At 41.0% G+C, this 12,158-nt stretch carries 12 protein-coding genes; 8 read left to right on the forward strand and 4 right to left on the reverse strand.

What is annotated here, in order from left to right:
- Positions 1 to 5: 5 nt before the first annotated feature.
- The 4 genes from RM049_RS36005 to RM049_RS36020 all read right to left on the reverse strand — a co-directional run bounded on the left by RM049_RS36005 (position 6) and on the right by RM049_RS36020 (position 1,712).
- Entirely contained in the window at positions 6 to 368 is a 363-nt protein-coding gene (locus tag RM049_RS36005) for a DUF5615 family PIN-like protein (protein ID WP_322679134.1), read from the reverse strand.
- Positions 369 to 377: 9 nt separating this feature from the next.
- A complete protein-coding gene (locus RM049_RS39500) occupies positions 378 to 743 on the reverse strand; it encodes a DUF433 domain-containing protein (RefSeq protein WP_416212688.1) in 366 nt (121 codons plus the stop codon).
- Positions 744 to 1,232: 489 nt separating this feature from the next.
- Positions 1,233 to 1,367: a hypothetical protein gene (locus RM049_RS36015; protein ID WP_269141653.1), complete on the reverse strand. Its 135-nt coding sequence runs from the start codon at positions 1,365 to 1,367 to the stop codon at positions 1,233 to 1,235.
- 72 nt (positions 1,368 to 1,439) lie between these two features.
- On the reverse strand, positions 1,440 to 1,712 hold the full coding sequence (locus tag RM049_RS36020; RefSeq protein ID WP_322707629.1) for a type II toxin-antitoxin system HicB family antitoxin: 273 nt from the start codon (positions 1,710 to 1,712) through the stop codon (positions 1,440 to 1,442).
- A gap of 249 nt (positions 1,713 to 1,961) precedes the next feature.
- Between RM049_RS36020 and RM049_RS36025 the strand changes: the two genes are divergently transcribed.
- The 8 genes from RM049_RS36025 to RM049_RS36060 all read left to right on the forward strand — a co-directional run bounded on the left by RM049_RS36025 (position 1,962) and on the right by RM049_RS36060 (position 11,930).
- Positions 1,962 to 2,180, forward strand: a complete 219-nt coding sequence (locus RM049_RS36025; protein ID WP_322707630.1) for a type II toxin-antitoxin system HicB family antitoxin — start codon at positions 1,962 to 1,964, stop codon at positions 2,178 to 2,180.
- Positions 2,181 to 2,182: 2 nt separating this feature from the next.
- Positions 2,183 to 2,371 (forward strand): type II toxin-antitoxin system HicA family toxin, encoded by a 189-nt coding sequence (locus tag RM049_RS36030; protein ID WP_118168034.1) that lies wholly within the window; start codon positions 2,183 to 2,185, stop codon positions 2,369 to 2,371.
- An 82-nt stretch (positions 2,372 to 2,453) separates the two neighbouring features.
- Entirely contained in the window at positions 2,454 to 3,023 is a 570-nt protein-coding gene (locus RM049_RS36035; protein ID WP_322707631.1) for a Uma2 family endonuclease, read from the forward strand.
- 119 nt (positions 3,024 to 3,142) lie between these two features.
- Entirely contained in the window at positions 3,143 to 5,041 is a 1,899-nt protein-coding gene (locus RM049_RS36040) for an aspartate kinase (protein WP_322707632.1), read from the forward strand.
- Between the two features lie 364 nt (positions 5,042 to 5,405).
- Complete coding sequence (locus tag RM049_RS36045) at positions 5,406 to 7,466, forward strand: tetratricopeptide repeat protein (RefSeq protein WP_322707633.1); 2,061 nt, start codon at positions 5,406 to 5,408, stop codon at positions 7,464 to 7,466.
- A gap of 220 nt (positions 7,467 to 7,686) precedes the next feature.
- The gene (locus RM049_RS36050; RefSeq protein WP_322707634.1) at positions 7,687 to 8,667 is read left to right on the forward strand and encodes a magnesium transporter CorA family protein; all 981 of its coding nucleotides are present in this window, start codon (positions 7,687 to 7,689) and stop codon (positions 8,665 to 8,667) included.
- Positions 8,668 to 8,789: 122 nt separating this feature from the next.
- Positions 8,790 to 10,292, forward strand: coding sequence for an acyl-CoA synthetase (locus RM049_RS36055; protein ID WP_322707635.1), 1,503 nt, complete (start codon positions 8,790 to 8,792; stop codon positions 10,290 to 10,292).
- Between the two features lie 159 nt (positions 10,293 to 10,451).
- Positions 10,452 to 11,930: an amidase gene (locus RM049_RS36060; protein WP_322707636.1), complete on the forward strand. Its 1,479-nt coding sequence runs from the start codon at positions 10,452 to 10,454 to the stop codon at positions 11,928 to 11,930.
- Positions 11,931 to 12,158: the final 228 nt, after the last annotated feature.

Raw genomic sequence — 12,158 nt, forward strand, 5'->3', positions numbered from 1 at the left:
TATTGTTATATAGGCAATCGCCTCACTCGGAAAGTTTCATTACTTACAGAAATAATTGCCCCTAACTCTAAATCTTCCTGACATTCACTTAAAACTTGCGTCAACCGTTCATTAATTGCATCATAATTTTCGTTCCCCAACCTAAACAAAATCACACTAGGTAAACTCTCCCCACTCACGGCTAAAAGTTGGGCAAAATCTAAATCTATAGTTAATAAAATTCTTCCTTCTGCACGGGCTTTAATTAAAATCTCATCATCTGGTAGTCTTTGCAAACCTTCATCGCGCAAATGCACTACATCATAACCAGCACCACGCAACCAAGTTACAGTGCGTAGTGAAATTCCCATATCTGCCAAAAACTTCATTATTACTTGTTAAGCACTTTTGAAGGTATAAACTCGTTCTTGAGTCAACCATGCTGCATAAAGAAGAGATTGACGAATATCTTCTGCTTCTAAATCAGGATATTCTTCTAAAATTTCTTCTGTAGACTTTCCATAAGCTACCAAATTTACCACTAAAGAAACTGGAATTCGCATCCCGCGAATGCAAGCTTGTCCAGCCATAATGCTAGGGTCAAATGTAATTCTCTCCAGACCTAACATAAACGATCGCTCCAAAATCTTTTTTATCGCTCTGAGGTGCAATGATGATATTGTAAAACCTAGCGCTCTATTTTTGATTGTAAACCCATAAGCGATCGCCTCCCCCCAAATCCAGAATAAGCTAGTTTTGTGCAAAACGTACCGTAATAAAACTGAAAAGGGCGTTAGCGTTCGCAAAGCGTCTCGTAGAGAAGCTCACCGTTGGCGTAGCCTTTCGTAGAGAAGGTATCGCCTAGACTAAAATTCATATTGAAATAAGTAAAAATGCGATTCGACTTATTCAAAATAAGCTTTTACTTTCTCAAAAGCAGCTTTTACTTTCTCAAAAGGAACTTTTACTTTCTCATTTTGGTGTTTTCCGCAAGCAAAAGAAGCTTTTACTTTCTCAAAAGCAGCTTTTGCTTTCTCATTTTGGTGTTTTCCGCAAGCAAAAGAAGCTTTTACTTACTTAAAAGGAGTTTTTACTTTCTCATTTTGGTGTTTTCCGCAAGCAAAAGCAGCTTTGACTTACTCAAACCCCAGTTTGCTTTCTCATTTGAGTAATTCACGCATTCATTTTGGTATATCATTGAGCCGGAAGCTGGCGTAGGCGTAGCCCGTCGGAGACATCGCTTCTTGGAAATCTTAAAGACTATTCCATTCTTCTAACGTGATTTCCCGCTCTAGAATAACCTCAACTTCTCGAATCATCATCCGCAATTGCGGTACAGAATACTCATCATTAGAGGGAATAGTTAGGCGATATTCTCCGTAAACCATAAACTGATGTCTTGTTCCAGAAAAAGGGCCATCAAAGCCAAGCGGTCGTAATTTTTTTACAAAATCACGACGTTACAGGGTATCCATCGGCTCAAGAGTCGGCTTTTTGTTGAGGTCAATATTATCAATTACTGGTAGAGAATGTCCCAGCTTTAACCCAAGCAAAATCCAGTCTTCTAGCGTTGAGCGTAATTCATCCTCACACTCGCGCAAAGTTGATGCAAAGGCTATTACTCCTTTGCAAACAGGAATTCTACCTGTAAATGTACCATCTTCGAGCTTGTCATAAATTGCCTGGGCGATCGCTCGGTCAACATAATCGCTCAGAATAAACCTTATCGCCATGAAATCTCGCGTTGTGCTACCAGTTTAATCTTACGTTGAATGATGGTGCTTGGTCGATGAAGCGTCTACGCTCTAGAAAAGAAGTGGAAATTAGAAGCGATGTCTACAACGGGCGGTTCCTGAGCGCAGCCGAAGGGCTACGCCTACGCACTGATGTAGTTGTAAATTGCCCCCGACACGCTACACTTACACCTTCACAACAAAAAATCAGCTACGATCGATCATATAATTATCTTCACAAACATAGCAATGTTAATTACATACACTGCAAAATATACAAAAACTAATAGCGGATATATGGGACAACTCATTGAATGGCAAGAAGTCATCACAGAGGCAGAAACTATAGAAGAATGCAGGGCTATGTTGCAAGATGCAACAAAAGAAATGATTCTTGCCTATCGTCAACAAAATAAGGAAATTCCTACAGGTAATTCTTTGCTCGAACAAATTCCTATAGAGGTTTGAGTGTGTCCGTCAAACGAAAAGAGCTAATTAAATACTTAGAACAAAATGGCTTTTATTTATTAAGGGAAGGAGGAAATCATTCTATTTATACTAATGATATAAAAACTCTTCCTGTAAAACGGCATCGCACTATTGATCGGATTACTGCTAATGAGATTTGCAAGCAAGCAGGTTTATTACCTAATTTTTAATTGCTCTGTTAGTTCGTAGTGAAGCACAAACAGCAAACGCTACCCTAGAAATCAGCATCACTCAAACCTTGAAGTTTCAAATATGATAGCTTCACCTCACCAAAACTACCTCACCGCTCAAGAATACCTCCAAATGGAGGAACAGAGCGATATCAAGCATGAATATATAGACGGCTACATCTATGCAAAGCCTGAAGTACTCGATCCACATGTTACCGTTGCTGGAAACCTTGCCGTTCTCCTCCGTAATCATGTGCGCGGCTCTGGTTGTCGTGTTTACATGGCTGACATGAAAGCCAGAATTGAATCTCTGAATCGCTTTTATTATCCCGATGTGATGGTTACTTGCGATCGACGAGATCGAGAAACGCCTGGTTATAAAAGATTTCCCTGTTTAATTGTCGAAGTTTTATCTAATTCTACCGAAGCCTTTGACCGGGGCGACAAATTCGCCGATTATCAAGCACTGGAAAGTCTGCAAGAATATGTTTTAATTAATACAAAACGTCAGAGAGTTGAGTGTTTTCGACGTAATGAACAAGGGTTATGGGTTTTACAATCTTACACAGCAGAGCATCAATCATTTCGACTCAATAGCGTGGATTTTGAGGAAACAATGGCCACACTCTACGAAGATGTAGTTTTTGAATAATCAATTATTATAAAGTATTCGACGCAATATTTAGTAAAATATATAACTGATAAGCCTTGAAAGCTTCCTTACTAGGCGGAAGCGTTGATGAAAGCAGGCACAATTGATTAAAAAAAGTTATGGCGCTCATAGTTCAGAAATACGGTGGTACATCTGTCGGTTCAGTCGAACGTATTCAAGCTGTTGCACAGCGTGTTTATAAAACTGTTCAAGCTGGAAACTCTATTGTCGTAGTGGTTTCGGCAATGGGCAAAACCACCGATGGACTCGTCAAACTAGCTACTGAAATTTCTCCAAATCCTAATCGCCGGGAAATGGATATGCTGCTTTCCACTGGCGAACAAGTAACTATTGCCTTACTCAGTATGGCTTTGCAGGAACTCGGACAGCCTGCAATTTCGATGACTGGCGCTCAGGTAGGAATTGTTACCGAAGCCGAACACAGCCGCGCTCGGATTTTGCATATTGAAACTACTCGCCTAACTCGCCACATAAATGCAGGTAAAGTAGTTGTAGTAGCTGGCTTCCAAGGTATCTCTAGCGTTGGAGAGATGGAAATTACGACTTTGGGTCGTGGTGGTTCCGACACTTCAGCAGTGGCGATCGCAGCCGCATTAAAAGCAAATTTTTGCGAAATTTATACAGACGTTCCAGGTATTCTCACTACAGACCCCCGCTTAGTTGCCGAAGCTCAGTTGATGGATGCGATCAGCTGCGATGAAATGTTGGAATTAGCTAGCTTGGGCGCAAAAGTGCTGCATCCCCGTGCTGTGGAAATTGCCCGTAACTATGGGGTTCCCCTTGTAGTTAGGTCTAGTTGGACAGATCAACCAGGTACTTGGGTGACATCAGCCAAACCCCAAGGGCGATCGCTAATCAATCTGGAAATTGCCCGTCCTGTAGATCATGTAGAATTTGACACTAACCAAGCAAAAGTCGCTTTGTTGCGCGTACCTGATAAACCAGGTGTGGCAGCCAGGTTATTTGGCGAAATTTCTCGGCAAAAAGTAGATGTAGATTTGATTATTCAGTCAGTTCATGAAGGTAACAGTAATGACATTGCCTTTACTGTCACCACACCAATATTAAAACGGGCAGAAGCAGTAGCAACAGCGATCGCCCCAGCACTGAGGAGTCAATCTAACCCTAAATCTGACGAAGCCGAGGTAATGGTAGAACATAACATTGCCAAAGTCAGCATCGCAGGTGCAGGAATGATTGGCCGTCCTGGTGTAGCTGCAAAGATGTTCGCCACATTAGCTGAAGCAGGCGTGAACATTCAAATGATTTCCACCAGCGAAGTGAAAGTAAGTTGCGTAGTCAATGCAGCAGAATGCGATCGAGCCGTTTTAGCACTTTGCGCCGCTTTTGAGATCGAAGCAGGGAAAGGGGAGACAAGGGGACAAGGGGGACAAGGGGGACAAGGAGGACAAGGGGGACAAGGAAGAATCATTGAAGAAACTTCTCCCTTATCTCCCCCCTCTCCCTTGTCTCCCTTATCTCCTCCCTCTCCCCCGGTTCGCGGTGTCGCCCTCGATTTGAACCAAGCGCGTCTTGCGATTCGCCAATTACCAGATCGTCCGGGGATGGCGGCTAAGTTGTTTGGATTATTAGCGCAACACAATATTAGTGTTGATATGATTATCCAATCTCAGCGTTGCCGGGTAATTGATGGTGTTCCCAGAAGAGATATTGCTTTTACAGTCTCGCAGATAGACGGGGAAAATGCCAAAAAAATGCTGACTCAAGTAGCGGCAGAGTTAGGATGGGGTGAAGTTGTTTTAGATAGTGCGATCGCTAAAGTAAGTATTGTCGGTGCGGGGATGGTAGGACAACCAGGCGTTGCCGCTAAAATGTTTGAAGCTTTAGCTCAACAACAAATCAATATTCAAATGATTGCCACCTCAGAAATCAAAATTAGTTGTGTTGTGGCACAAGAGCAAGGTGTTAAAGCTTTGCAAGCCATTCATGCAGCCTTTGAACTGGCTGGTAGCGAGAAATTTGTCGTGCCAGCGTAAAAGCTGAATCAATGAGCTTTCACCCTAAATCCCTCTTCCAAGCTTAGGCTACCGTGTTTACACAAGTCAAATTACCCCCCTTAATCCCCCCTTGTAAAGGGGGGAAATAAGAAATCTAGTTCCCTCCCCTTTCCAAGGGGAGGGTTAGGGTGGGGTAAAACCTTGGTTACTCAGCTATTTCAGACTTGTGTATACACCGTAGCTCCCAAGCTTGGGAGAGGGACTTTGATATATACACGCGGTAGCAGCCCACGCATCGATCTCATTTGAAGTTACTTAATAAATAAATATTTATATTTTAAAATCAGTAGTAATAACACTTAAGCTATAATCGAACAATTTATCAGACTATAATTTTATATTGATGAATAGTCATTTACTAGATGGACATTATCAAATACTAAAAGTTCTCAATGATGGGGAAAAAGAGAAAACCTATCTAGTTGAAGATGTTAGTCTTAATGGCCAAGAATTTATAGTAAAGCAGTTATCTCTTCCTAATAGCAATCCTCAAGCTTTAACAATCCTACGCCGCTTGTTTGCCAGCAAGGCAGAAACTTTAGAAAAACTCGGACAAGAACACGATAAAATTCAAAAGCTCATTGCTTCCTTTGAAGGAAATGAAGAATTTTATCTAGTCCAAGAATTCATACCTGGTAATCCTTTAACTGACGAAATTATCCAGGGACAACTTCTCAAGGAAGACCAAGTAATTAGTCTTTTGTCAGAGATATTAGAAACTTTGGTTATTGTACATAGCTACGGCATAATTCATCGAAATATTACACCAGCAAATATTATTCGCCGGGAATCAGATAAAAAATTAGTTTTGGTTAATTTGGGTACTTTTAATGAAGCAACCGATAATACTGTTGAAAATTCCGAGTATATGCCTATAGAGCAAATTAACGGCAACCTCAAATACAACAGTGATATATATGCTTTAGGTCTTGTTGCGATCGCAGCACTAAAAGGTTTACCTACAAAGGAAATATCTAATTTGCGAAGTCAGAAAAATAAGCTGACAGGTGAAATACTTTGGCGCGATAAAAATCTCAAAGTTAACAGAAAATTAGCAAAAATTATTAATAAGATGGTGCGTTTTGACTATCGTAAGCGCTACCAGTATGCAACGGAAGTTTTAGACGACCTGAAAAAGTTAATAAATGTTGATGACGAGCAACAAAAACAGCATCAGAAAAAATTATTACTAGTTCTAGCAGGGATAGCTGGCTGTATTACCCTTAGTGTTGTAGCGTGGCAATTGAGATCGCCAAAACTTGTAAGTGATGCTCAAAAGACATTATACCAAGAGGGCGTAAATAAATATGAGTTAGGAAACTATGAAGAAGCAGTTGAAGATTTCAATCAAGCTATTAAATTAGATCCGCAAAACGCTTTAGCTTATAATAGGCGAGGTGATGCTTATTATCGATTAGGAGACTACGAGCAAGCACAAGCAGATTCTAGTCAAGCTATTTTACTTAATTCTCAAGATGCTAATGCCTATTTTGACCGAGGATTTGCTTTTTCGGCGTTAGGCAAATACAAAGAAGCGATCGCAGATTATACTCAAGCCATTAAGTTAAATTCTAAAGATGCTTATGCTTACTATGGACGAGGATTAGCTCGTACTCAATCGAAGGATAATAAAGGCGCAATTGAAGATTTTAGCAAAGCGATCGCTCTTAAACCCCAGTATACCGAAGCCTACTTGCAACGAGGTATTCTCCACCGCCGCCTCAAACAAAGACTTGAAGCAATCCAAGATTTTGATAAAGTAATTAAGATTAATCCTAGTGATGCCAAAGCTTATTATCAAAGGGGTTTAACTCAATCTATTAATCAACAAAAAGATGAAGCAATTAAAGATTACACAGATGCAATCAATATCAATCCCAAATACATAGAAGCCTATCTGAATCGTGGTGATATTTACAGCGATCTGGGAAATCAAGTAGAAGCTACTGAAGATTACAACACTATTTTACAGATAGATCCTAAATTTATTGCAGCTTATATTCACAGAGGTATTCACCGCTTTTCTTTTGGAGATTATAAAGGCGCTATTCAAGATTATACTGAAGCACTAAAACTAGATACTAATAATATAGCAGCTTACAACAACCGTGGTAACGCTTATCTGGAACTGGGAAATAAAAAAGCTGCAAATCAGGATTATTCACGAGCGATCGCAATTAATCCTAACAACGCCTTAGCCTATTATAATCGGGGCGTGATTCGCACCAAGCAGAAAAATAAATCGGGTGCGATCGCAGATTTTAAAAAAGCTGCAAAACTATTCCGACAGCAAGGCGAACAAGATAGTTATCAAGATGCACGGCGGGAAATTGCAATTCTGCAAAATAATTCAGCACCAGCGCCAACTAGTCGCCCAAAATCTGGGAAAATAGAAAAAAATTGAGCTACCACTCAATATAGTGTTGACTATCAACCGTCAAAACTCTTAGAGAGTGATTGTGCTATTTAAATGTGTTTTACTTTACAAATTTACGACTAGTACTTTATCAAACTAGTTTTGATGGTTTGTAGTAAGCACTTTATTGTTTAAAAAACAAGGACTAAAGTCCTGAGTAATTACCATGAGTCACAGTATTTTATTACGACTCAATTAGGATTGCTATATGCTAATTCTCCTGACTTTTTATTCAGATAATCTGGAAATCTTCAGCCATAGAGATGTGGATACGGTACTGAAACGAATTGATGGTTCTCACAATATTTGGTTGCGTTGTGTTCACTTCCGCGATCGCACTGGAACAGCCAGGATTATCAAGCACTTTGGACTAAATCCATCTCGTGTTAACATGATTTTTAACCATTCTCCGGTAGGAATAGATGAAGACGTAGAAGATTGTTTATTTGACAGTTATGAAATCCTCAGTTCTCAAATAAAAAATAATGAATTTGAGGTTGTGCGTGGCAACATTGTAGTTGGAAATAATTTTATCATAACTTTTGAAATCACTGAATTAAAAATTTTAAGTATTTTAACTAATAATCTCCAAAAGCGAACTATAGATATTCAAAAATTGGGAATTGACTATCTTTTTTATCTCATATTTAAAGATATTTTAAATAACTACGAAACTGTATTTACCTATATTTCGAGAAAACTTGATGATTTAGAAGATGAAGTTTTAGACAATTCTGGTGACGAATCAACGTACCAAAAAATTGCCACAATGAGGCAATCTACTCGTTCTGGACGACGTAATTTTCAAAGTATCAAGTTACTTATGGCTATTATGGATAATGAAGATTTCCAATGGCTCGGCCAGCCAGTGAAGGAACTATTCAATCAAGAATTGGTTCATCACGTTGATAAACTCTGGCAAGAATATCAAGCTATAAGAGCCTGGATGTCAGAATTAATGGAAATTCAACGCGATAATATTGCTAGTAAAACAGGCGAACGAATTAATCGCCTGACTATCTTATCAACCATCTTTTTGCCAATAACTTTTATATCTGGCTTCTATGGTATGAACTTCAAAAATATGCCGGAATTAGAACAGCCTTTGGCTTACCCTATGGTGATCTGTATGATGGCATTAATTGTGATTGGCAGTATTGCCTATGCTAAAAAACAACGTTGGTTGTAGTATTTATAAAGTTACTAATAAAAAAATTATAGATTTATTAAAAAAATCCTTTATCTGAGCCTGTCGGTGCAGAGAAAACTTTCATTAAGTAGACTGAATCAACCTTAAATCGGTAAACAAACGTGAACCTACCATTGATTATTCGTGCTGAAGAACACAACGAAAAAACTGCAATTGTGACAACAGACAGAGCATTTACCTATCGGGATTTGCTACACACTTCCAGTCAAATAGCAACAAGTCTTCTTGAAAATACAGAAGATTTGCAAGAGCAGCGAGTTGCCTTTCTCATTCCGCCTGGGTTTGAATATGTAGCCACTCAATGGGGAATTTGGCGGGCTGGTGGCATAGCTGTACCTCTGTGTGTTTCCCACCCACGCCCAGAATTGGAGTATGTAATTACTAATTCTGGAGCATCGATTATTATTGCTCATCCTAATTTTGAAGATATACTGCGTAGTTTACCGCCGCAGGCATCGCTTGCCCAAGAACACAATTTGCGATTTATTCTCACCTCAGAAACGCTCCCACATAATATTAGTCGCCTTCCAGAAGTAGATATCACTAGACGCGCTTTAATTCTCTACACTAGCGGTACAACAGGTAAACCCAAGGGTGTAGTTACAACTCACCAAAATATTCAAGCGCAAGTGACTAGCTTAACTACCGCTTGGGAATGGACATCTAGCGATCGCATTTTGCATATCCTGCCACTACATCATATTCATGGGATTATTAACGTACTCACTTGTGCATTATGGGCTGGAGCAGAATGTCATATATTGAGCAAGTTTGATGCCGAAACCGTTTGGAGGCGAATTTGTGATGGTGACTTAACCTTATTTATGGCAGTACCAACAATTTATGTAAAGCTAATTGCGGCTTGGGAAACTGCCTCTAAGGAACGCCAAAAAATTATGTCGGCAGGCTGTGCTAAAATGCGCCTGATGGTTTCTGGCTCGGCAGCATTACCAGTTCAAGTTTTAGAAAAGTGGCAAACCATCAGCGGCCATTTTCTGCTAGAGCGCTATGGTATGACTGAAATCGGTATGGCGTTATCGAACCCTTTACACGGCGAACGATTATCTGGATATGTGGGGAAGCCTTTACCTCAAGTTGAAGTGAGATTAGTAGACGAGAACGGAGAGTTAGTTCCAGCCGGAACACCAGGAGAAATCCAAGTTAAAGGTTCTGGAGTGTTTTTAGAATATTGGCAAAACCCCGAAGCAACCGCCAAAGCTTTCCAAGATGGCTGGTTCCGTACTGGAGACACCGCCGTAGTTGAGAACGGTAACTACCGGATTCTGGGAAGGATGAGTGTGGATATCATCAAAACCGGAGGCTATAAAGTTTCCGCTTTAGAAATTGAAGAAGTACTGCGATCGCATCCAGATATTCAGGAATGTGCAGTGGTTGGGGTTACTGATTTAGAATGGGGCGAACGGGTGTGTGCCGCGTTAGTATTGCAAAGCTCACAACCTTTAACATTAAAAGCTTTCAGGAGTTGGGCAAAAGAGCGATTGGCTGTTTATAAAGTGCCAACCCAAATTTTGATAGTTGAAGAATTACCGCGCAATGCGATGGGGAAAGTTACTAAGCCGACGGTGGTTGAGCTATTTTGCTGATAGCGATCGTCATTAGTCATTAGTCATTGGTCATTAGTCATTTGTGTTTCTAAGGACAAATGACTAATGACAAAGGACAACCCTCTCCTGAAAGAGACGCTGCGCGAACATTAGTTGATGTGCAAGCTTAGAATCTGACAAATGAGGTGAAATCGATTTATGAGTGACTTAATTTTTCTACCCGCTCATCGACTTGCTCAGATGATTCGCGATCGCCAAGTCTCTGCTGTCGAAGTGTTCGAGGCTTACCTGGCGCAGATTTCTAAACACAACTCAAAGCTGAATGCGATTTGCACCTTAGACGAAGACAATGCTCGTACTAGAGCAAAGCTTGCAGATGAAGCTTTAGCTAGAGGAGAACACTGGGGCGCTCTGCACGGTGTCCCTGTAACAATCAAAGATATCTTTGAAACAGTAGGACTACGTACCACAGCAGGTTACATTCCTCTTAAAGACTACATTCCTCAACAGGATGCCACCGTTGTTGCCAGGTTGCGGAAAGCAGGAGCCGTTATCCTGGGAAAAACCAACATGGCAGAACTGGCTGGTGATTTTCAAAGTACAAATTCTTTGTTTCCACGGGTAAATAATCCCTGGAACCTTGACTATACAGCAGGTGGCAGTTCTGGAGGTAGTGCTGCTGCTGTTGCAGCCGGACTTTCAGCATTAGATATAGGTAACGATATTGCAGGTTCCGTGCGCCAACCTGCAACTTTCTGCGGCGTGTATGGCTTAAAGCCAACAGATCGGCGTATTTCCACCGCCGGAAGTATCCCTGAAGTACCGGGAATGCCGCTATGCTTGCGACAAATGTTGACTATTGGCTGTTTTGGGCGATCGCTCGAAGACATTCGCCTTTGTTTCTCGCTGATCGCGGGTGCAGATTTGCGTCGCCCAGATGTGCCACCGATTCCCCTTGATACTCCATCAGGCAAGTCTTTGCAGGATCTTAAAATTGCTTGGATCGATGAATGGGTGGAAGTTCCGGTTGCTGCCCAAATTCGAGCCGCAATACAGACAGTGGTGCAAAAACTCGCTCAAGCAGGTACTTATGTTGAACGCTGGCTTCCCAAAGACTTCGATTTATCGACAGTGTGGAACCTCTGCGGGCGGATGGAAGCATATATCAACAATTACGCCCAACCCAAGGATCGCTATAATGTGCTACGCAGCTTAGAATTACTTTTTCGCACGGCAACTCAAGGCGACAAAAAATTGCGAAAATTGGGAAATTTCAGCAGCTTTCTGCCAGAAATTTTGAATCCCAGCTTAAAAGGATATTTCGAGACACTCACCGAGCGCGATCGCTTCATTGCCCAAATGGATGAAGCTTTAGAAGCGTGGGATGTATGGCTCACTCCTGTGACAGCAACCCCTGCATTTACCCATTGTCCGGCTTGGAGCGCCATTGATATTGAGGGCAAATCCTATCCTCATGCAGTGGCAAACGGAGCTTACACTATGCCATTTAATTTGAGTGGACATCCGGCGGTGGTGATTCCCATTGGGCAAACTCACAATGGCTTACCGATTGGAATGCAGATTGTAGGAAAGCGATGGCGCGAGATGGAGTTGCTAGCGATCGCTCAAGAACTTGACAAAGTGGTTGGTGATTTCCGCCATCCATTAGGCTATTGAGGAATAACACCAATTAAACTTCAACTTACTGGTTTCTTATCCTTTTTGGACATCCTGTGAGGGGAGTAGTCCTCTCTACGAGACGCTACGCGAATTTTAAGAGGACTCCAGTCCTGATTATGAGCATTTTTGAAGTTAGGTTGGGACATGATATAAGTAGTTAGTATAAAAATTCTGGAGTTTAGACTAAATATGTCAAATCCCAAGAAAAAATAGGAGGTCTGATTG

Origin of the sequence: Nostoc sp. DedQUE04, from assembly GCF_034530995.1 — a bacterium.
Lineage (GTDB): Bacteria > Cyanobacteriota > Cyanobacteriia > Cyanobacteriales > Nostocaceae > Nostoc.

What these genes read in the sequence shown, in the direction of transcription:
- RM049_RS36050 (WP_322707634.1), top strand. Translation starts at nt 7,687, where the DNA reads ATGCTAATTCTCCTGACTTTTTATTCAGATAATCTGGAAATCTTCAGC.
- RM049_RS36035 (WP_322707631.1), top strand. Translation starts at nt 2,454, where the DNA reads ATGATAGCTTCACCTCACCAAAACTACCTCACCGCTCAAGAATACCTC.
- RM049_RS36045 (WP_322707633.1), top strand. Translation starts at nt 5,406, where the DNA reads ATGAATAGTCATTTACTAGATGGACATTATCAAATACTAAAAGTTCTC.
- RM049_RS36015 (WP_269141653.1), bottom strand. Translation starts at nt 1,367, where the DNA reads ATGGTTTACGGAGAATATCGCCTAACTATTCCCTCTAATGATGAGTAT.
- RM049_RS36020 (WP_322707629.1), bottom strand. Translation starts at nt 1,712, where the DNA reads ATGGCGATAAGGTTTATTCTGAGCGATTATGTTGACCGAGCGATCGCC.
- RM049_RS36005 (WP_322679134.1), bottom strand. Translation starts at nt 368, where the DNA reads ATGAAGTTTTTGGCAGATATGGGAATTTCACTACGCACTGTAACTTGG.
- RM049_RS36060 (WP_322707636.1), top strand. Translation starts at nt 10,452, where the DNA reads ATGAGTGACTTAATTTTTCTACCCGCTCATCGACTTGCTCAGATGATT.
- RM049_RS36040 (WP_322707632.1), top strand. Translation starts at nt 3,143, where the DNA reads ATGGCGCTCATAGTTCAGAAATACGGTGGTACATCTGTCGGTTCAGTC.
- RM049_RS36025 (WP_322707630.1), top strand. Translation starts at nt 1,962, where the DNA reads ATGTTAATTACATACACTGCAAAATATACAAAAACTAATAGCGGATAT.